Raw genomic sequence first — 21874 nt, 5'->3', positions numbered from 1 at the left:
ATGATCGTTAGCGTGAAAAACCAGCTCCGGTGGTTGACTCGCCACATGCTGGCAGCCGCAGCCGTATTAGCGATCACGGTTGCAGCCCTGACCTTTCCGCTGAGCTCGGAGCCTACGGCGCAAGCTCAGCCAGCACCGGTGCAACCCCAGCCCGATCTGGACCTTAATAAGTGCGGGGCCTCTGTTGCTTTTGTCGTGGACCTTTCCAACTCTTTGAGCCCAGCAGACCTTGAGAATCAGAAGAAGACGCTGCGGGAAATGGTGAAGTCCCTGGAAGGGGCACCGTACACGTTTAGCCTCTATACCTTTGCCACCGCAGCTCCTGCCTATGGTGAGGGCAATCAGAACCTGAAGTCGATGTCCTTGCGCGATCCCGAGCAGGTGAAGAAATTTAGAGAACGGATCGACTCACTTTTCCTTCCCGGTAACACGTTTGGCGCCACCAACTGGGAACAGGGCATGAAGCAGGTCGCAGACGACATTGAAGCTGGTACTCATTACGACACCGTTTACTTCATCACCGACGGAAAGCCAACTTTTGATAGCAACGGTAAGAACTATCAGGGCAACACCACTGAGGTTTCAGAAATCGACAACGCGGTAAAACAAAAAGAGAGGTTTATAAAGAATAAAACGCAGTTCATTCCCATTGGAGTGGGCGCTGCTATTCAGGATCAGACTCCGCAAGAGATTCGTGCTCCGCGTTACTACGATGGGTATGCAACATATTGGGAAGTTGTTGGGTACTACACCTCGCAACAGATGCTGAAGATGATCGCACCAGATCCTAACAAAGTGATCATCTCTCCTGATTACGCGACTCTTCCATCTGAGCTTCAAAAGAATTTTGTCACCGGATGTCTTTTGGTGAACAAAGAAATTGTGGACGGGGATGGCATGTTCATCGAACCAGGAGCGGATTGGCATTTTGATTTAGAAAGCGGATCCGCGGAGAAGAAAGACCTTGTTACCAACGCCAGGGGCGTGGCTGCTGTTGCCGTGTCAGATTTCAGTCACGGTAACCCAAAGGTAAAGGTCATTGAGAAGCAACAGGAAAAATTCCAGTTACTTACAGAAGGCGACAAGGCCGTCACCTGCCAAGCCTTCCAAGCAGGCGGCCAACCTCAGAAAGTACAAACGTCTGCCATCACAAATGGTGTGGAACTAACCCTCGACCCGGCGAAAATCATCTCCTGTACCTTCTCCAACGTGCCCAAGGTGCCGGTGGAGATAGGTAAGGACGTGGTCACTCCTAATTCGGTGTTGTCGCCCACGGTCAACGGGCGGACCTTCGACCTCAGCTACACCTGTACGTATCAGGGCAAGGAAGTGGCAAAGAAAGAGGAGAAAGGCCTGTTCTCTGGCGACCGCCGGCAAATTGGTAACCTGCCACTTGGCACTAAGTGCGTGGTGGAAGAAGCACAGCCGCAGGTCGATGAGAGGCTGTATACGTTAAAGACGACGTGGGCGACCGATAACGTGGCGTCGACAAGCGCAAACGACCGCAAGGTTGAATTCGTTGTGGGAAAGAAAGCTTACGACGACAACGGCCGGGTTTCGGCGGTAGCCACAAATACGTACGAGCCGGTCACACGGACGTTCAAGCTCTCTAAGCAGATAGTTAATCGTGAGAAGATCCCGGCTTCGCTGCTGCCAAAGAACTATCCGGTGAAATACACATGCCGTTATATTCCTGATCGTGATCAACGCCCAGAAACCGGTGGCAGCGCACAGCCGTTGTACGTGGCAAATGGCGTGACCACTATCCCGCTCGACGGCGAGGCCACTATTGGTCCGCTGCCCGTTGGCACCGAGTGTGCCTTCATCGAGGAAGGCACCTCGACGAACCCCATCGCCATTGAGGGGTATGACCTCAAGCCTTCTTGGCAATCAAATGTCTGCGTCAATGCAGGAGACGGCACCTCTGACCTGAAGAATTGCCAGGGCAACTACTTCTGGCTGAACCCCGATACCGCTGTTGATCCGCAGACCAAAGCTGTCAATAACTACGAGCCAAAGCTTGGCGCGATCCTCATCGAGAAGAAAGTAAGCGGAAAAGACGCTGAACTGGGGCGCGAACGCGAGTTCATCTTTGACGCGGTCTGCCGTAGGGAAGGTGTGGAAGTCTTCCGAAAAGAGGGCATCAAGATCGTGGGCGGTCAGGCTGTGCGTATCGACGGCGCGCCGGTAGCCTCTACCTGCACCGTGAGCGAGCGCGACGTTGCGGTGGAAAACGCGACGGTGAACAAGGCCGCTGATACGAATGTTGTGGTCGGGCCGGCTAGCCAAACGCCGCGTAAGGCGTTGATGACCAACGAGTTTGTGAGGGACCAAGGACCCATCACGATTAAAAAATCCGTCGATGCGACAGAGGTGTTGGACGTAACAAAGCGCGCGGAGCTTATGCTTGCTTCCTTCACCGTCAAAGCGCAGTGCGTTGTCCCTGCTGAGGACTCCCCGCGTTCTGTCGAAGTCACGTTGGCTGATGGAGAAACGAAAACCCTGGGGACCTTCCCCGTGGGAACGCAATGTTCCCTCACGGAGGATTATGACGTCCCAGACGGTGTGGAACTGGATAAGAAATTTAGCACCAACGTGGCCGCTGTGGAGTCGCAAGCGGGAACGTCGGTAGACATCAAGAACGTATTTTCTACCCGGAACGGTGATCTCACCGTATCCAAGAAGGTCGCTGTGCTGAAGGAGGGAGTGGACGATCTAGACAACTACGTCCCCAAGACCTTTAGCTTTGGGCTGACGTGTACTGATGGCACCACCAAGAACTTCTCCCTCGGCGCCGAGGCAGAAGAAGTGATCAGCGGGATCAAAGTCGGCGCTGAATGTACGTTGACGGAGAACAACATGCAGCACTCGCAAGAGGTCGTTGAGACGACGTCCATGGAGGGCGTCGAGAAGAGCGTGACCGGCAAAGTAATGACGTTTACTATGCCGGAGGTGGGGCAAGCAGCCACTATCGATGTCCGCAATGAGTACAAGCCCGCCATGGCAAAGTTGACCCTGAATAAGAAGGTCAGCGCGACGTATCAAGGCAATGGTCAGCCCGTTCCCGAGGACATCATTCAGGGGCTTTTTGCGGATACTAAGTTCCAATTCACCTACACCTGTAGTCGCGGTGGCAAGGAGCTGCTTCAAAGCACGGCGCAAGTGGGCAGGGGAGAACCCATAGAAGCGGAAGTCCCCGTGAATGCCTCATGTACTTTTACCGAGAACACGGTAGAGATTGACGGATTGGAAGGTCCTACCCTCAGTATTGAGGGGGCCGGGCGCATGGATGGCGCAAAGACGGACACCATCGTTGTGGATAACGTCGCAGGTAGCACCACAGGCACCGTGACCAATAACTACAAGGTCAAGACCGGAAGTTTCAACCTGCGCAAAAAGGTAGGCGGAGACGGCATCAACGTGGTCAGTAAAGATCGGAAATTCGATCTCTCCTACACCTGTACCTATCACGGTCAGGTGATCCGCACGGGAACCATGAACATCGCCCGCTTTGAGCTGGGAGGCGAACACAAGATAGATAACCTCCCCGTCGGCACCGAGTGCCGGGTATCGGAGAACCTGGACACCGCGCAGCTGGCTAACCACAAGCTAGCTCTAACCTGGGCGGTGACCGCAGACCAAGACGGCAACGGAACCGAGACCTCGTGCACCTTGGCGGAAAACTGCGAGAATACCCAAGGACAGGACTCCGCGGTGATGAAGATCCGCGAGTCTGAGAACGCCAGCGCCACAGATCCGAACTTCCAAGGAACGCTTGTTCTGTGGAATTCCTATACCGCAGACCGGCTTAAAGTGCAGTTGACTAAGCAGCTCACGGGAGACGGGCCAAGTTTGGCCTCCGACGAGGACTTTGTGTTTAACCTGGCCTGCAAAGATCCGCGTGGCGAGCGCACAATCACGGCACAGCGAACTATCCGAGGAGCCGGAAACGGGCTGTTTACTACGCCAAATGCGCCGGAGCAATCGGCTGTGGAGGTTCCGGTGGGATGGACCTGCCTGATTACCGAGGAACAGATCAACCGCTATGACGCAGACGTGAATGTTTCCTTTGACGGCGCAACGCTGGAGTCCCCTCTTACGGACAAAGCCGGGGCCACCGGTACGTTCAAGATCGCCGGCGAACCCGATTCCACCCAAAATGTGACGGTGGTCAATGACTACGCGCGCAAGCGTGCGCAGCTGCGCGTGGCCACAAAGTACGTGGGCAACCAGGAGGGCAACGTTAACCAGTACCTCACCAACAAAGAGACCTTTGGTGTGTCCTGGCGGTGTGAGGATCCGCTGACAAAGCAGATACATCAAGGCTCCCTCAGGGTTCCGGCTGACGGAAAACCGGTAGAGATCCTGGGCACAGACGGCAAACAACTTCCGGTCTCCGTGGAGTGTGAACTTACAGAGGACACCTCTGACAAGGTTCCCGCCGAGTTCGCGGATAGTGTGCAGTCGGTGCATCGTGCCTATGCATCCCGAAACGGGCAGGTCTTCTTGGACAAGCCGGAGTCGATCACTATCAAGCCGGTGGATCTGCAAACGGATAACGTCACAGACGTGGTGTTTGAAAATAGCTATTGGATGGACACCATGGTCTTTGCGGTGCAGAAGCACCTTGAGGGACCGCAAGACGTCTTGGGTGAGAACCCTCAATTCCGCTTCACCTATCGCTGTGATCTGCCGCTGCTGCCCACGCAGCCGGTGCCGGAAGCCTTCCGCGCCGGGGCCTCGTCGCCTACTGGTTCGCAGACTGTCCGTGGAACCTTTGATATTCGGCATGGCCAGAGTTGGGTTGCCCCAGGTGTCCCTATTGGTACGCGCTGCTGGATCTCGGAGCAGTTGACCGAAGAGCAACAGGCTTTGTTGGCCAGCAAGGGACTGCGCCTGGAGCAGAGCACCACCCAGTTGTTTGAGGCTACTCCGACGGAGCAAGCACCTGAGTCTCTTGAGGAGCAGATCGCTAAGGCGAAGCGCACGCCGATTAGTTCTGGTAAAGAAGTTGAGCTCAATGAGCAACAGGGTGGAGACATTATCTATATCAACAGCCTGTATCGCACCGAGGGTTCGATTTTCATTGAAAAGGTGGACGCGCAGGGAGCTCCGCTGAATGGGTCGAGGTTCTCGATTTTCCGTGCGGAAGGCGACCATCCTACCGGCGAGCCGTTGTTCACTGACATTGTCCCCGAGGCACAGCGTCCTCTCTCTTGCCCCTGGCAGCTATTACCTCGTAGAGACTACTCCTGGTGAGGATTCGCAGCTGCTTCCGCAGGCCTGGCGCTTCAACGTGGTACCCACGGGAGATCAGGCGGGCGATCTGCGGTTTACTCTTGATCCACAGGCCAGCGACTCGGGTCTGATCAGTGTGAGCCGTAAGGATGACAGTGATCAGACGAGCGCGTGGGTGATTCAGGTGGCCAACGTGAAAACGGGTGAGTTGCCGCTGACTGGTCGTGGCGGTCGCAAGCTCTTTACGATCATTCCGGTTGTTCTTCTGCTTCTCGCCGGCGGTATTTATGCTTGGCGACGTCGCAACGAATAGCTTGAGCTAGCGCATTGAGAGCGGCCCGTGGTGAGTGCTTTGTAGGAGAAGGCGCTCGCCGCGGGCTTTTCGTGGCTTTTGTCATGAGGGGGTGAACTGCGGGAATGGGGAATTTTTAAAAAAGTTGAGTCTTGTGGGAACAACTTTGGGGATAGCGCCGTTATGCATAGTGTCAGGTTGAGTGACAGGCGCTCAAGGTATCTGGTAAGTTCTTCACTTATAGTTGGACGGTCCAGTAAGATTGAGTCAGAGTCAGTCAACTTTAAGTAAAAACGTTAAAGATAAAACCAAACACTCAGGAGGACATCACATGGGACGCGCAGTAGGAATTGACCTCGGTACCACCAACTCGGTGGTCTCCGTGCTGGAGGGTGGCGAGGCTCAGGTTATCGCTAACTCTGAAGGCTCCCGCACCACCCCTTCGGTGGTCGCATTTGCTAAAAACGGTGAGGTCTTGGTCGGACAGTCCGCCAAGAACCAGGCCGTGACTAACGTTGACCGCACCATTCGCTCCGTCAAGCGCCACGTCGGCACCAATTGGACCGTTGGCATCGACGACAAGAAGTACACCCCGCAGGAGATTTCTGCTCGTACGTTGATGAAGCTGAAGAGGGATGCAGAGTCCTACCTGGGCGATGAGGTTACCGATGCCGTGATTACGGTTCCGGCGTACTTCTCCGACGCTCAGCGTCAGGCCACCAAGGAGGCCGGCCAGATCGCAGGTCTGAACGTTCTGCGTATTGTCAACGAGCCTACTGCTGCCGCTTTGGCTTATGGCCTGGAAAAGGGCGAGAAAGAGCAAACCATCCTCGTCTTCGACCTTGGTGGCGGCACCTTCGACGTCTCCCTCCTGGAGATCGGCGATGGAGTCGTTGAGGTTCGCGCAACCGCCGGTGACAACGAGTTGGGTGGCGACGACTGGGACAACCGCGTGGTCGAGTGGCTCGTAGACAAGTTCAAGAGCAGCAATGGCATGGACCTGTCCAAGGACAAGATGGCTATGCAGCGCCTCCGCGAGGCTGCTGAGAAGGCAAAGATCGAGCTGTCTTCCTCTCAGTCTGCAACCATCAACCTCCCGTACATCACCGTCGATGCTGACAAGAACCCACTGTTCCTGGACGAGACCCTTTCTCGTACCGAGTTCCAGCGCATCACCCAGGATCTGCTTGATCGCACCAAGGCGCCGTTCAACCAGGTGATCAAGGACGCAGGCGTTTCTGTTTCCGAGATTGACCACGTTGTGTTGGTCGGTGGCTCCACGCGTATGCCTGCTGTTTCTGAGCTGGTGAAGGAACTCACCGGTGGCCGCGAGCCTAACAAGGGCGTTAACCCAGACGAGGTCGTAGCCGTAGGCGCTGCACTCCAGGCTGGCGTTTTGCGCGGCGAGGTGAAAGACGTTTTGCTTCTCGACGTCACCCCGCTCTCCCTGGGCATCGAAACCAAGGGTGGCGTGATGACCAAGCTGATCGAGCGCAACACCACCATCCCTACCAAGCGTTCTGAGACCTTTACCACGGCTGAAGACAACCAGCCTTCCGTCCAGATTCAGGTGTTCCAGGGCGAGCGAGAGATCGCTGCTCACAACAAGCTGCTTGGCTCCTTTGAACTTGGTGGCATTGCTCCGGCACCGCGTGGCATCCCGCAGATCGAGGTCACCTTTGACATCGACGCTAACGGCATTGTCTCCGTGTCCGCTAAGGACAAGGGAACCGGCAAGGAAAACACCATCAAGATTCAGGATGGCTCCGGTCTGTCTCAGGAAGAGATCGATCGCATGGTCAAAGATGCCGAACAGCACGCAGAAGAGGACAAGAAGCGTCGCGAGGAGCAGGAGACCCGCAACTCCGCTGAGACCATGGCATACCAGACCCGCAAGTTCTTGGAAGAGAACGGCGAGAAGGTTTCTGAGGAGCTGAAGGCCAAGGTCATCGCAGCTGCTGATGCTGTCGATGAGGCACTCAAGGGTGACGACATCGAGGCTATCAAGACCGCCGTGGAGAAGCTGTCCACCGAGTCTCAGGAGATGGGCAAGGCAATCTACGAGGCAGAGGCTGCTAATGCAGGTGCTGCTGACGCTGCTTCCAAGGCTGATCCGAATGTCGTCGACGCTGAGGTCGTTGACGAGGAGGAAGAGAAGAAGTGACCCAATCCCACGGTATGCCCGATAACCCGGGCGATCCCGAACACACAGATCCAGAGACAACGTCGGCAGAGCGTGCAGAGGCTGCTGCCGAGGAAGCGGAGCGTGCGGATCAGGGGAACGTTGAGTCGGACATCGACCCTACGGTGGAAGCCGAGCTCGAAGAAGCCCTTGCTGCTATTGACGCTGAGGTAGCCGAGCAGGCTGCTGAGCCTACCCTGGAAGAGCAACTCGCCGAGAGGACCGAGGACCTACAGCGCGTGAGCGCAGAGTACGCGAACTACCGTCGTCGTACCGAGCGCGAGCGTCAGGTTGGAGTAGAGGCGGCTAAGGCACAGGTGATGACTCAGCTGCTTCCGATCCTCGACGATCTTGACCTTGCTGAGAAGCACGGTGACCTTGAAGAAGGCCCACTGAAAGCTTTCCGTGACAAGTTTGTCGGTGTGGTCGAAGGCCTGAAGGTCACCCCGTTTGGCGAGGAAGGCGATGCCTTTGACGCTGAGCGCCACGAGGCAGTTCAGGACCTCTCATCTGGCGATGAGAAAGTTCTGGGGACGGTTCTACGCCGCGGCTACCAGATGGGCGACCGGCTGCTCCGTACTGCGATGGTGATCATCGCTGACCCTGCGGAGTCTGCTGAGTAGTATCATCACCCGCAGAACGATGAAAGTACACACAAGGGCGCGGGGCTTTTCCACACGAGAATCCTTCCGCGCCCTTTGTGCACGAAAACAAGAAACCCGTTAAACCCACGGACTCGGAAGAGCGCAGTCTCAGACGATGTTCCCGAAAGGAGGAGATGCCCAATGGCTGTGAAAAACGAATGGGCTGAAAAAGACTATTACGCTGACCTAGGGGTCTCTTCGAAGGCAACAGAGTCTGAGATTAAAAAGGCATACCGCAAGCTGGCGCGCGAGAATCACCCCGATTCCAACCCCGGTAACAAAGCCGCTGAAGACCGCTTTAAGCAGGTCGCAGAGGCCTATGACGTGGTTGGCGATGAATCCAAGCGCAAGGAATACGACGAGTTTAAGGCCATGATCGCCAGTGGCGGTATGCGTGGTTTTGGGCAGAACGGAGGCGCCGGATTCCCCGGCGGGTTTCGGACGCAGGAAAACTTCGACTTCGGAGACATTTTCGGGAATCGATCTGGATCGGGTGGAGGCTTCTCTCAAGAAGGTGGTCTTGGGGATATCTTCGGTGGCCTTTTCAACCGCGGCGGTGGTGCTCACAGCACAGTTAGGCCGACGCGGGGGGCGGACGTCGAAACGCAAATAACCCTGGATTTCCGTGAAGCAGCAAAGGGAACCACAATCCCGGTGCAGCTCACGGGCGATGCGCCGTGCTCTACCTGCCATGGCTCGGGGGCTAAGAGCGGTGCCCCTACCACGTGTAGGCATTGCAACGGCACGGGATTTACTTCAGAAAACAAAGGCGCGTTTGGGTTCTCCGCGCCGTGTAAGCACTGCGGTGGCACGGGCAAGGAGATCACAGACCCATGTCCTGATTGCAACGGCACGGGCACGGTACGCCGGACTCGCTCCATCACCGTGCGTATCCCCGTGGGTGTGATCGACGGCCAGAAAGTCCGGCTTGCTGGGCAGGGTGAGGCAGGGCCGAATGGCACGCCTGCCGGCGACCTTTTTGTTACCGTGCACGTACGTAATGACAAAGTGTTCACCCGTTCCGGAGACGATCTGGAAGTAACTGTTCCGGTGTCTTTCGCGGAACTCGCGTTGGGTGATACGGTCTCCGTGCCCACGCTAGACGTGCCGGTTCGAGTTCGTATCCCTTCGGGCACTCCCGATGGTCGCGTCCTGCGCGTTCGCGGTAAAGGCGTGCCTAAGCGTGACGGTAGCGCCGGTGACCTGTTGGTCAAAGTCCAGGTGCAGGTTCCCAAGAATCTCGACGCCGCTCAGGCTAGTGCTTTGAGGTCCTATGCTCAGGCAGAGAAAAATTCCGGATTCGATCCGCGTGCGGGTTGGGCCGGAAAATAACACGGAGGAGGTGTAAAAGATGGCAAGCAGGAGCAACCCTGAATTTGGCGAGGTCTTTGTCATCTCCGTGGCCGCTGAACTATCTGGCATGCACGCTCAGACGCTGCGGACTTATGACCGGCTCGGCCTGGTCACCCCGCAGCGTACCCGTGGCGGCGGGCGCAGATACTCCCGCTCGGACGTGGAACTATTGCGTACCGTTCAGCGCTTGAGTCAAGAAGAAGGCGTGAACCTGGCGGGCATTAAAGCGATCATCGAGCTTAAAAAGGAAAATAAGAGGCTTCACGACGAACTCGCGGCCGCGCGTGAAGAGCTGGAGCAGCTAAAACAAAATGGCACTCGCCCCCGTGGGGAGATCGTGCACGTTCCTCGTTCTACAGCGGTTGTGATGTGGGAACCGCGCAGAGGAAGGCGTTCCCACTAGCAGACAACAAAAAGGCCCACGAGATTAGTAGTGTTATTTGCTATACCGTCCTCCTTTAAGTGTTGGAAACAATAAGGACTGTGAAAGGAAACTGCTGGTCCCGGACTGGGAGCGTGCTGCTCTTGTAAAATGGGCGGCAGATGTTCCTAAGTCTGTTAGTGATGTGCCTGTGGTCAGCTCGATGGCTCGCTTGGTAAAGGCAAAATCGGTGGGTTTGAGAGTGGTGAAATCATCTCCGTCGTAGGTGCGCCCGTCCCTGTCGAGGGCGTAGGCGAAAGTCCCGCCCTTTTCTGCTTCGAGCTTCGGCTTCCATTCTGCAACTTGCATCGCGCCAGACGTGTTGACGTCGCCGATTGCCGTGAGGAAGCGATTGGTGTCATTTTCCTCCGGGTGGGCGTAACCCGCCATGAACTGGCACGAGTTGATCTTGTCGCGGAAGCCATTCCATACCTGGTCGATGCTCTCTTTTGTCCCCTTGTCATAGGTCTGCGCGAGGACATAATCCACCAAGTCTGCAACCAGCTCTACCTGAGACCGGTGTGCATCATCAAAGGTGTCATAGATGAGGTATTTATATCTGTCATCGCCCGGCTTTTTCCCCGCATTTGCAGGTGCTTTTGGGCCCATGAGCTCGGAGAACGCTCCCATGATTTTGCGTAGCTGCCACTTGAGGTTCAGTCGTTTCTCTAGGTGATGTAGCTCCATGTCTACATCTAGCCCGTCGAGATTATGCTTGTCGACGTACTCCTCATATACATCGCGCGCTATCTCCCGGTATTTGGAGTCATCTTCTTTAGCCTGGCCGTAGAGGCCTTTCTCCTTGATCTTATTGAGCAACAGCTGCGCGCCGATTGTCCGAACAACCTTGGTGCCGCGTTCTTTGAGCGTGGGATGATAGTCCTCATCAAAGGTCTCCCAGAATCTGTGATCGCTCTTCTGGTTGTCTTCCACATGGAACAGCGAGACCATATTGACCTGTTCAGGAATATCGGTCAGCTTGATGTGGAGCTTGTCTTTCCATTTATCGTCGTCGTTAAGTTCAATGGCCTGATCGCGCCAGGTGCGGTAGTAGCCGAAGAAAATCGGTTTTGCGGCGCATGTTGCTTGCTCGCCTACTGTGTCTGCCTGGCCGGGACTTGCCGTGAGCGGCTTATTGGATAGAGTATCGGGTGCTGCCGAGGCCGGAGCACTGAGGCTTGCCGCGAGTACCGCAGAGGCGAGCCCTGCCGTAACAATGCGTGAAACTGAACGAGGAAAGTTTCGCATCGTGATCCTTCAATAAGAGATTGCTAAGAAGCGAGCTTCATATTAAGGGAGCTATTAGCTATAGGCAAGTAGAAAGTTAGAAAAACATAAGTATTTATGTTGAGGGTGGGTTATAAAGATGGGCCGGACAGGAGTATGTCCTGCCCGGACCGGGGGTGGTGAAAGATTGTCAAAATTTATTCCTCGGGGAGTGTTGTCTCGTTGTTGGCGGTCGTCTTGCCTGGCACTACGGTTGCCGAGGCAAGCTGCACATCCGGTGTGGTGGTGCAGCTGGAGTGGGCCGTTGCGCTGAAGATAAAGACGCGCGCCCGGACGGTGCCCGTGGTGACTTCTTTGGTTGTTGCGAAGACGACGGAATTGCCGCCGGTGGCCCGAAGCTTGATATTGAGCTCAGGGGCTGAGGCGGTGAGGGTGTCTCGGTGAAGGGCGGCGGTCAGCTTGTCGGAAATCGTTAGGATGCCGTTGGATATTGTGAGTCCGGGCTGGGGTTCTGCGAGTTGGACATTGTCTCCCACGTGCAGATTGATCGCGCTTTTCTCCATCTTGATGCTGCCGATTTTCTTCAGGGTGTCATTGTGGATTGTGACGTCGGAAAGCTTAAATTTTGCTACAAAAGTCTCTACTGCTGTGACTTTTTCCGGGAGGGAAACGTCGAATGTGGTGTGCGTGTCTTGAACGGTCTTTCCAAACCTTCCCGCATCTATAGTGCAGTGCAGTGGTGCCGCTACGGGCGCGGCGTAGGCGACGTGGGGAAGTGTTCCGATGAGTAGTGAGGTGGCAATAATTCCAGAGCGGATGCTAGTTTTGCGTAGATGACGCATGGGAAAACTCCTCTTTTACGTGTTGTGCGGAATGAACGTGTGTGCAAGCCTTCGGGTGATGGGGTCGGGTCGTTTCGTGGGAAAGTGGTTGAAGATTCTTTAGGGTGCATCCTCAATTTTAACTGAGTTTTGAATGTGTTTTCGCGTGTAAAAGGTTGCAGTTTCATTAAGTTTAAAAAGGGGGTAAAAATTGCAAAATTCACAAAGGGGGTTGGCTGTCAGCGGATGTGCGGGATATTGAGGGTTAGCAGCTTTTAATTGCCAAAATTGGGGATGCCAAACGCCCTAAAAAGCTATAGGTTGACTGTTAGAGGTTTCTATGGTGACGCAAGGCGTATATGGTTGCTTCTTGTTGGCCACCTCACTGTCAGCTAGGCTTACCTAAGGAGTGATTGACCATGACGATTTACGCTAATCCGGGTACTGAAGGCGCAGTTGCTAACTACAAGAAGCGCTATGACAACTACATTGGCGGTCAGTGGGTACCGCCTGTAGACGGCGAATATCTAGACAATGTCACTCCGGTTACCGGTGAGGTGTTCTGTCAGGTCGCTCGGGGTAAAGCCGCGGACATTGAGAAGGCTCTCGACGCTGCGCATGCTGCGGCGGAGGCATGGGGGAAGACCTCGCCGGCGGAACGCGCCCTCGTGCTACACCGAATTGCGGACCGTATGGAAGAGCATCTGGAAGAGATCGCTGTCGCGGAAACCTGGGAGAACGGCAAGGCTGTGCGCGAGACGCTAGCTGCCGACATTCCCTTGGCTATCGATCATTTCCGCTACTTCGCCGGTGCTATCCGCGCTCAGGAGTCGCGGACCTCGCAGATTGATCACAACACGGTCGCCTATCACTTCCATGAGCCCATCGGCGTGGTGGGGCAGATCATTCCGTGGAACTTCCCGCTACTGATGGCGGCCTGGAAGATCGCCCCTGCTTTGGCTGCTGGAAATGCGATTGTTCTCAAGCCTGCCGAGCAGACCCCGGCTTCGATTCTGTATTGGATCGATATTGTGGGCGACTTGATTCCGGACGGCGTGCTCAACATCGTCAACGGCCTGGGAGATGAGGCTGGCGTGGCGCTTTCGAGCTCTAAGCGCATCGGCAAGATTGCTTTCACCGGTTCGACGCAGGTGGGCAAGCTTATTAACAAAGCTGCTGCGGACAAGATCATTCCGGTCACGCTGGAGTTGGGTGGAAAGTCGCCATCGATCTTCTTCGGCGATGTTATGGATTATGAGGATCCCTTCCGGGATAAATGCATCGAGGGCCTTGCAATGTTCGCCCTTAATCAGGGTGAAGTGTGTACGTGCCCCTCGCGTGCGCTTGTCCATGAGTCGATTGCGGAAGAATTCCTTGCGCTAGGCGTGGAGCGGGTGCGCAAGATCAAGCTGGGTAACCCTCTGGACACTGAGACCATGATGGGTGCGCAGGCCTCCATGGAGCAGATGGATAAGATTTCCGGCTACTTGGAGATCGGTCCAAAGGAGGGTGCTGAGGTGCTCACCGGTGGGCACGTTAACCGGATTGATGGGCTGGAAAACGGCTATTACATTGAGCCGACCATCTTCAAGGGAACGAACGATATGCGTATTTTCCAGGAGGAGATCTTCGGCCCGGTGCTATCGGTTGCCACGTTTAGCGATTTCGACGAGGCCATCCGAATTGCCAATGACACCAACTATGGCCTTGGCGCTGGCGTGTGGACCAGGCATCAGAACACGGCGTATCGCGCGGGCCGTGCCATTCAGGCGGGTCGCGTGTGGGTGAACCAGTATCACAATTACCCAGCTCACGCTGCTTTTGGTGGGTATAAGGAGTCGGGAATTGGTCGCGAGAATCACTTGATGATGCTCGATCATTACCAGCAGACCAAGAACCTGCTCGTTTCTTATGATGAGAACCCCACGGGCTTATTTTAGTTGCTTTTAACTGAATATGGTTTTGTCCCCAGCCGGCGTTATGCCGGTTGGGGTTCAGTCGTTTAGGGGAATTAATGAATATAGTTCCCAACAAGGTGTAGGTGTTGAAAATGCCTACGAGAAAGGAAAGATCGACGTGAAAACCGATTTCCCTGAGGCCTTCACAGCCGCTGTAGTTGACGACTTTGGCCCTGAACTCAATATTCACGATGTAGATTTGCCCGAGCCGGGACCCAACCAAGCGCTGGTAAAACTGGTGGCCTCCGGCATTTGCCATACGGATCTTCACGCTGCGGAGGGAGACTGGCCGGTAAAGCCGGAGCCACCTTTCGTTCCTGGTCATGAAGGCGTGGGTGAAGTTGTTCAATTGGGTCCAGGACACCATGGGGTCAAGCTTGGAGACATGGTGGGCAACGTCTGGCTCTGGTCTGCCTGCGGAGAGTGCGAGTATTGCCGTACCGGACGTGAAACCCTGTGTAATGACGCAGAATACGGCGGCTATACGGTCGACGGTTCCTTTGGCGAGTACATGCTGGTGGATACCCGTTACTGCGCTCGTATCCCAGAGGGCTCCGACCCGCTTGAGGTCGCGCCAATCCTGTGTGCCGGTGTGACCGTGTACAAGGGGCTCAAAGAAACCGAGTGTAAGCCGGGCCAGTACATGGTGATTTCCGGTATCGGTGGTTTGGGCCATATTGCTGTGCAGTATGCGGTAGCCATGGGCATGCGTGTGATCGCTGTGGATATTGCAGATGAGAAGTTAGAGCTAGCGCGCAAGCATGGCGCTGAATTTGCAGTCAATGCGCTGAAGGAAGATCCGGTGGAGGCGATCAATGCCTTTACCAAGGGTGGGGCCCATGGCATTTTGGTCACCGCTGTGCACCCACAGGCGTTTGGCCAGGCCATTGGCATGACTCGAAAGGGCGGAACCATCGTATTCAATGGTCTTCCTCCAGGAGAGTTCCCGGCACCGATTTTTGAGATTGTGTTCAAGGGGCTAACCATCCGTGGATCGTTGGTGGGAACACGTCAGGACCTGGAAGAAGCCCTCGACTTCTATGCACGCGGCATGATCAAGCCGACCGTTACGGAATGCAAGCTTGACGACGTCAATAGCGTCTTCGCTGATATGCATAAGGGCAAGGTTGATGGACGTATGGCCATTAGGTATTAGCGCTGTGCTTCCGGGGCAAGACGTTTGAGGAAAAGCGGGCTGGTGAAATAACTCGAATGGCCTCCGGGAATCCCCCACTGTTCGGCTGGGAAACCAGCGGCAGTGGGGTATTTTCCGTGTAGCGCTGTGTACTGCGTCCTGCGTCCCGGTTAATCCGATGGGATCTAGGGAGCCGAGGGCTGAGATGACGCGAGGGGAATTGGAATTGAGTTTGATCGTCGGGGAGACACCCGGGCTGCCAGCGAAGATAAGGGTGTCTGCGTCTAACCCGGTTGCTGCTGCTTTGCCTGCGACAACAGACCCGTAGCTGTGTCCGAGCACCAGCAGCTTGGCCTGCGGGTTCCGTCGGCGTAAGGAGGACTGAAAATCTTTTAATGCTTGTGCTCCGCGGGCGGTGGGGGCTGCAGCAATTGCGGCGGGGACGTGGGCGGGTGCAGAGTACCCCAGCCACGCGACGGCCGCGCCGCCTGTTACGTGGGATACGTGTTGGGCACGTCGAAAGCTCTCTGTCCACGTAGTGGGGTCGGAAGAGGCGACTCCAGCTACGAGGGTGGTGATGGAGCTGGCGGTGGACACATCGCCAAAAGCAACTACGGCATGGTGGGGGTCTAAGTGGAGTATCTCGGCATCTGGGAAATCGGTGCGCAGCTGCGCGGTAGTGAGCGAAGTTGGGGGATAGTCGGTTTCGTCGGTGCATAAAGATGCGAGCTGCGTGATGGAGTGGGCGCAGGTGGCGTCGAGAAGCTTTCCTAATTCTTCTAAGTGCATGATTGCCCTGGTGAGCAGGGTGGATTCGTCGACGGTGCGTTGTGGAAGTAGGCGTACGTACTCGTGATGACGTTCCAATTCTTTTTGGAGTCTGGCGGTGATGGAGAGGATGCGTGCGATGTATGAGGCCGTCCTGTGGGGCTCGACCCAGCGAGTTAAACGGCGCGCGAGCGTGACAGCTGCGATCTCAAAGGCGCTTCCATAAAGTTGCTCTAATCCTTGGTTCCACGTGGAACGTAGATCTTGAGCAGCGGAGCGTCCGGAGCGGGAAAACGCTGAAAGTGCGTGGGCGGAATCTAGAAGTTGCCGGGATTCTAATGTGAACATCACATCGCCTGGAGTGTGCGAGAGGTGGCTGAGTCTATCTCTATGGAGAAAGCGATTGTTTCGCGCAACTGGGAGAGTAGATCGGTGATGGCTTCTTCATCCCTGCTGGTAGTGAGTGCTGCTGATCTAAGAAAACCGTCCAATGCAGAGGCTGTGGCACTTGGTCCCATGCGCGGAACAGGGGAGTGGGCATGAGGGATAGAAAAGAAGTGGGAGAGGGCCGCGGGCTGGATAATCATGGTCATACTGGGTAGCGTGCGCGCGCTGAGAGATCTGTGCAAGCAAACAGCTCGACTCGGGAAAGATGTGTGAGTTAAGTGAAAACTATCCACAAGAGGCCTAGGCTATAGAGGTATGCGAATTGCGTTGGCACAAATTTCTGCTACGGGCGACAAACAAGAGAACTTGCGCCGGATTGAAGATCAGTCACGGCAAGCAGCACGACAGGGGGCGCGGCTGGCGGTTTTCCCGGAGGCGTCGATGCAAGCATTTGATACCGGTCGGCTGGACGTAAATTCTGAGGATATATTAGGTGCTTTTGTGAGGAGGCTCAAGGAGCTATCCGATGAACTTGGTATCGGCATCGTCGTAGGGATCTTTACTCCGGCGGATACCGTGGAGGTTGAGGGGAAGAGCGTCAACAGGGTCTATAACACGTTGGTTGTTGTTCTTCCGGGAGTGAAAAATCCTGTTGTTTATAACAAAATCCATACGTACGATGCCTTCGGCTATCGGGAATCTCATACCGTTAAGCCTGGGGAAGAGCTGGTTACTTTCTCCTATGGGGGAATCACCTTTGGCCTGGCCACCTGCTATGACGTGCGATTTCCTGGCCAATTCCGGGCTCTTGCGCAGCGCGGGGCGGAGGTCATCCTCTTACCTGCCAGCTGGGCTAATGGTGAAGGGAAGAAAGAGCAGTGGCAGCTGCTTACCTCTGCGCGGGCGTTGGATTCAACATGCTTTGTGGTGGCGGTAGATCAGGCGGACTCTGGGGTGAAGGGGCCGACGGGCATTGGGTTTTCTCGGATTGTCGGTCCAGATGGTGCATGCAAGGTGGAAGCTGGGGGTGGTGTCGAGCTGTTAATTGCAGATATATCCACGGAGAATCTTTCTGAAGTTCGCTCCGCTCTACCCGTTTTATCGGGTGTGGATGAATACTGAGGCGCCACCTCCAATGCTGACAATATTTAAGGCTATCGTTTGTTTTCATTTAGTTAGCGTTAGGGAAAATTTCTTGATGGCGTGTGAGGAGCCGTGGCAAGGTCGGTCGAGGGGGTAAAAAGCCTATGCGCATTGATTTTGCTACTTGATCACGCCCTATCTTCCCCTTTTTGTCATGTGACGCCGGACATATTCGGGTCTGTGACCGGCATTGCATTGACTAGTAATCAGAGGAGAAGAATGATGTGAAAGTTATAGTCTGAGCTTCATTTTAAGCACGTCTTCTACTAATATTCTCAACCGTTGCGTGTAATTGAAACTGAAAACAACTCGCGCTTGAGTTGACCGAAAGGACAGGTATGCCAGCCGCAGTCGCGTCTCGAGCTTGGACGACGTTAAAGAAGAAAAAAGTTTTCATACCGCTTCTGTCGGTGTTGGCATTGGTCGGAGTAGGCGCATATTTTGTTGCACCCAAGGAGCAGGGCGAGGTCATCCCTGTCACGGAGTACACGCAGCTGGAGTCTGCGGAGGTTGCTAACCGCGTTTTGGTGGAAGGCACTGTAGAGCCCATCCGTGCTGCAACCTTGTACACGCACCTCACCGGTCCTGTTGCCAGCATCTCCACCAAGGTGGGCGATAAGGTGTCCACCGACCAGCTGTTGGCCAAGATTGATACGTTGACCGCTAAAACTGAGCTGGCCACCCAGCGTGCCACGGCAGCCCAGAGTCTGAACCAGGCGATGGCCCAGGCGGAGACTGCTCAGCAGCAGTATGACCAGCTAAAGAGCCGCCTGGATCAGGGGTTGAACACTGAGATTAACAGTGCCAACGCCCAGAAGCGCCAGGCGAACGAGGAATATATCAAGGCCCAGCAGGCTTTTGAGCGCAAGGCTTGGGACCGTCAGCATGCGAACACCCCAGAGCTGCGTAGCCAGGACGCTGCAGTGAAGCAGGCCCGCGACCAGCTGTTCTCCGCTGCTCTCGACGCCGCGAGGACCGGCGCAGTAACGGCTTTTGGTATCGCCCGTAGCTCGCAGGATAACGACGACTCTTCTCAGGATAAGGCACGCCTGGAAGAGCTTAAGGCAGAGCGTGACAAGGCTCAGGACGATAAGAAGAGCGAGCTCGATTCCCAGATTTCTGCACTTGAGTCGCAGATGCAGAACCGCAACCAGTCTCCTTCTGGAACGGGGCAGTCTGTTGTTGAGTCCGTGATCGGTAGCGCTGACTCTCTGGTCAAACTCAACGGCGCACAGCGTCAGCTTACAGAAGCTGAGCGTAACTACATCGCTACCCTCGCCACGGTGGATCGCGAGTTGAGTGACTCTCAGCGCGGCGTCGCAAATGCTTTTGAATCTCACAAAGAGGCAGCTACCAACGCTGCAGCCGCTGAGTTCGCAGTGCAGCAGCAGCTTGCGCAGCATGAGTTGGCCATCAACCAAGCATGGCGTGGCGCTAACACTGCTCAGGATTCATCCGCACTGACCTTGAACAAGCTGCAGCTAGACATCAATTCCTCTGACGTGCGTGTGCCTTTCTCTGGTGTTGTCATGGCTGTTCCTGCTCAGCAGGGTAAGCCTGCCGCCGGTGAAGGCCTGGTTACTATCGGTGATGATTCTTCCTTGATTGTTAACGCAAACGTGAAAGAGGCGGACGTCGCTAAGCTGCGCGTTAATGACAAAGTGAGCCTGACCTCCACGTCGAGCGGCACCAAGACCTTCGAGGGACGCATCAAGAAGATCGTCAACGTGGCTAAGCTCCCAGCTGCTAACGCAGAAAACGCAAGCAAGGCAAAGCCTTTGTATCCTGTTGAAATTGAGCTGACCGGAAACCGGGACGGCTTGCTCATCGGCGGTACCGTCAAGGCACGGGTCAACATTGATAAGAATCGTGAAACCATCAAGCTGCCCGCTGAGGCTGTGTACCAGGACGGTAACACCAAGAAGGTGCTCGTTCTTGCAGATAAAGATGGCGCTTCTGTGGTTGAGGCTCGTACCGTGACTGTTGGAAGCACCAACGACATCATCGCAGAAATCACTGGTGGCGAGCTCAAGCCAGGAGACAAGGTCCTTAACCAGGCTTCCAAGTACAAGGACATGATTGGTACTTCTGTCAGCATGCAGCAAAATGCGATTGTTGAAGGCAACTAAGTGATGAGCATTACCGCTTCAGAAACTTCGCATAATCAAGATTCACTTATCTCGATGCGGGATATCGTCAAAACTTTCAATATTGGACATGAAAGTGAATTGACGATCCTGCCTGGCGTTAATTTTGATGTCTTCCGCAATGAGTTCGTCTCTGTCGTCGGTGCGTCTGGCTCTGGTAAATCGACGCTGATGAATATCATCGGCTTGCTCGATCAGCCGACCGAGGGCGAGTATCTCTTTAACGGAACAGACGTTTTAACTCTCGACGAAGATGAGCTAGCGCATCACCGTAGCCGCAACATTGGCTTTGTGTTCCAGAGCTTCAACCTTATTGGCCGTATTTCGGCGCTGAAGAACGTCGAGATGCCCATGATGTACGCCGGCCGGCGTTCCCAAAAAAGAGCGGATTGAGCGGGCAGAAGAGCTGCTGGCTATGGTCGGCATGGACGAGCGCATGCAGCATAATCCTGCTGAGCTTTCCGGTGGTCAGAAGCAGCGCGTGGCTATTGCGCGTGCCCTGGCGAATGAGCCTCCGCTTTTGCTTGCCGACGAGCCAACCGGCGCCCTTGACTCCCACACCGGGCGCATGGTCATGGATCTTTTCCATAGCCTTAACCAGGACTTTGGCAAGACAATACTCTTTATTACCCACAACCCCGAGCTGGCCGCTAAGACCACTCGCGTTGTTACGATGACCGACGGTGTAATTGTGGACGGTAACACCTTAGGGGAGGGGCACTAATGACCTTTGGCGAATCAATTTCCCTAGCGTTGGGCAGCCTCCGCGTGAACAAGATGCGTTCGCTGCTCACCCTGCTGGGAATTATCGTCGGTATCGCTTCTGTGATTGCGATTTTGACCTTGGGTAAATCGTTGCAGACGCAGACGAGTAAGTCCTTGGCAGAAGCCGGAATTAACGACCTGACCATTCAGGTATCGGAGCGCAGCAAGACGGCCGCGCCGGCGGAAGGTGGCTTCCAGGGTGTCGGTACAGTTGAGGATTCTGCCAAGCTGACCCCGGATCTGATTGCCCAGCTAAAAAACGCAGCGGGCAACAGCATTGAGGGAATAAGTGTTGGTGAGTTCAATCATCAGTCTGTGAACTTGGGATACGGAATACGTGAAGAGCAGTCTACGGTCCTGCCGGTCAACAGCGATTTTCTTAAGATAAAGAAGATAACTGCAGATTATGGCCGCGTCTTTACTGAGGAAGACACCACTGGTGAGCGCTCGGTAGCGGTTATTTCTCCGATGACCTTGGAGCAGTTGTTTGGTAATGATCCAAAGAAGGACATTGGCGCAGAAATTGAAGCGAGCCTTCCTAATGGAACCATCACGTCTTTGATCGTCGTAGGTGTATATCAACCAAGAGAAGTCGAGCGGTGGCCTGTTTGGCGGTAGCGCACAGTCCAACCTGTATGTTCCTTACACCATTCAGTCGCGCTTTAACGATAAGCCCATTGCGTGGGATTCCGTATCTGTGCGTATCGCACAAGGTGCTGACGAGGCTCACGTGCGGCGGATCCTGCAACGCGTGTTGGATGCTCACTACGCAGATAATTCTGAGTACCACGCAAAGCTGCAGGACAATAAGTCTACGGTGAAGTCGTTTAACTCTACGCTGAAGAACATCAGCGCGGTGGTTTCTGCTATCGCTGGTATCTCCCTCTTGGTGGGCGGCATCGGCGTGATGAACATTATGTTGGTCACAGTCACGGAGCGAACCAGGGAGATCGGTGTCCGAAAGGCTCTGGGAGCTCGACGACGCGACATCAAACTGCAGTTTATCGTCGAATCGATGATTATTTGTTCCATCGGCGGTGCCCTCGGAGTATTCCTGGGCGGCTCTACGGGCATGATTGGCTCGTATCTGCTCAAGGAGTTTGTGCTTCCACCAATCGGCGGCATCCTGCTTTCCTTAGGTTTCTCTTTGGCAATTGGCCTATTCTTCGGTTACTACCCGGCAAATAAGGCCGCTAAGCTGAACCCGATTGAAGCATTACGCTACGAGTAGCCAGCGGAAGTCACGGCTCAGATTGACGATACACCTCAGGCATAAAAAACGCCTGAGGTGCATTTTTATGGAAATATATGGCTATGGGCGATCTGATTTCTGCGTCGTATAGCTGCGCTTTATGACTTGCATCTCTTTGGTGAATTTTCTTCATTTATTTGG

Annotated in this window: 13 protein-coding genes and 3 pseudogenes; 12 read left to right on the top strand and 4 right to left on the bottom strand. The window is 54.9% G+C overall.

Annotation, left to right across the window (positions count from 1 at the left end; translation table 11 throughout):
* The 6 genes from CBE74_RS23395 (at position 1) to CBE74_RS23370 (ending at position 10112) form a co-directional block, all read left to right on the top strand.
* Entirely contained in the window at positions 1-5259 is a 5259-nt protein-coding gene (locus tag CBE74_RS23395) for a DUF5979 domain-containing protein (protein ID WP_225871167.1), read from the top strand.
* Complete coding sequence (locus CBE74_RS23390) at positions 5189-5551, top strand: LPXTG cell wall anchor domain-containing protein (RefSeq protein ID WP_225871166.1); 363 nt, start codon at positions 5189-5191, stop codon at positions 5549-5551. The genes CBE74_RS23395 and CBE74_RS23390 overlap by 71 nt, the downstream gene beginning before the upstream one ends.
* Positions 5552-5861: 310 nt before the next feature.
* The gene (gene dnaK, locus CBE74_RS23385; protein WP_087454641.1) at positions 5862-7694 is read left to right on the top strand and encodes a molecular chaperone DnaK; all 1833 of its coding nucleotides are present in this window, start codon (positions 5862-5864) and stop codon (positions 7692-7694) included.
* Positions 7691-8335, top strand: a complete 645-nt coding sequence (gene grpE / locus CBE74_RS23380; RefSeq protein ID WP_087454640.1) for a nucleotide exchange factor GrpE — start codon at positions 7691-7693, stop codon at positions 8333-8335. Before dnaK ends, grpE begins: the two co-directional genes overlap by 4 nt.
* A 162-nt stretch (positions 8336-8497) precedes the next feature.
* The gene (dnaJ, locus tag CBE74_RS23375) at positions 8498-9688 is read left to right on the top strand and encodes a molecular chaperone DnaJ (RefSeq protein WP_087454639.1); all 1191 of its coding nucleotides are present in this window, start codon (positions 8498-8500) and stop codon (positions 9686-9688) included.
* Positions 9689-9707: 19 nt separating this feature from the next.
* Entirely contained in the window at positions 9708-10112 is a 405-nt protein-coding gene (locus CBE74_RS23370; protein WP_087454638.1) for a heat shock protein transcriptional repressor HspR, read from the top strand.
* Between the two features lie 33 nt (positions 10113-10145).
* Here the strand turns inward: CBE74_RS23370 and CBE74_RS23365 are convergent, their stop codons facing one another.
* Positions 10146-11378 carry an endo-beta-N-acetylglucosaminidase family protein gene (locus CBE74_RS23365; protein WP_233426050.1) on the bottom strand — a complete coding sequence of 411 codons (1233 nt, stop codon included), beginning with the start codon at positions 11376-11378 and terminating at the stop codon, positions 10146-10148.
* 176 nt (positions 11379-11554) lie between these two features.
* Positions 11555-12199: a hypothetical protein gene (locus CBE74_RS23360; RefSeq protein WP_087454637.1), complete on the bottom strand. Its 645-nt coding sequence runs from the start codon at positions 12197-12199 to the stop codon at positions 11555-11557.
* 398 nt (positions 12200-12597) lie between these two features.
* Between CBE74_RS23360 and exaC the strand changes: the two genes are divergently transcribed.
* Together exaC and adhP are read left to right on the top strand one after the other, a co-directional pair.
* On the top strand, positions 12598-14118 hold the full coding sequence (exaC, locus tag CBE74_RS23355; protein ID WP_087454636.1) for an acetaldehyde dehydrogenase ExaC: 1521 nt from the start codon (positions 12598-12600) through the stop codon (positions 14116-14118).
* Positions 14119-14254: 136 nt separating this feature from the next.
* On the top strand, positions 14255-15292 hold the full coding sequence (gene adhP, locus CBE74_RS23350; RefSeq protein WP_087454635.1) for an alcohol dehydrogenase AdhP: 1038 nt from the start codon (positions 14255-14257) through the stop codon (positions 15290-15292).
* Here the strand turns inward: adhP and CBE74_RS24680 are convergent.
* A pseudogene (locus CBE74_RS24680) lies at positions 15289-16390 on the bottom strand (alpha/beta hydrolase). The gene adhP and the pseudogene CBE74_RS24680 sit on opposite strands and share 4 nt — an antisense overlap.
* Positions 16387-16632 (bottom strand): hypothetical protein, encoded by a 246-nt coding sequence (locus tag CBE74_RS23340; RefSeq protein WP_171483275.1) that lies wholly within the window; start codon positions 16630-16632, stop codon positions 16387-16389. The pseudogene CBE74_RS24680 and the gene CBE74_RS23340 overlap by 4 nt, the downstream one beginning before the upstream one ends.
* 109 nt (positions 16633-16741) lie before the next feature.
* Between CBE74_RS23340 and CBE74_RS23335 the strand changes: the two genes are divergently transcribed.
* From CBE74_RS23335 to CBE74_RS24675, 4 genes and pseudogenes are all read left to right on the top strand, one after another.
* Complete coding sequence (locus CBE74_RS23335; RefSeq protein WP_134316215.1) at positions 16742-17548, top strand: carbon-nitrogen hydrolase family protein; 807 nt, start codon at positions 16742-16744, stop codon at positions 17546-17548.
* A 359-nt stretch (positions 17549-17907) separates the two neighbouring features.
* Positions 17908-19698 (top strand): HlyD family efflux transporter periplasmic adaptor subunit, encoded by a 1791-nt coding sequence (locus tag CBE74_RS23330; protein ID WP_087454632.1) that lies wholly within the window; start codon positions 17908-17910, stop codon positions 19696-19698.
* A 3-nt stretch (positions 19699-19701) separates the two neighbouring features.
* Positions 19702-20440: pseudogene (locus CBE74_RS23325) on the top strand (ABC transporter ATP-binding protein).
* Positions 20440-21712: pseudogene (locus tag CBE74_RS24675) on the top strand (ABC transporter permease). Before CBE74_RS23325 ends, CBE74_RS24675 begins: the two co-directional pseudogenes overlap by 1 nt.
* The last annotated feature ends 162 nt before the right edge of the window (positions 21713-21874 follow it).

The sequence above is a fragment of the Corynebacterium silvaticum genome, assembly GCF_002162115.2.
GTDB classification, from domain to species: domain Bacteria; phylum Actinomycetota; class Actinomycetes; order Mycobacteriales; family Mycobacteriaceae; genus Corynebacterium; species Corynebacterium silvaticum.
This window is presented reverse-complemented; position numbering and strand designations above follow the sequence as displayed.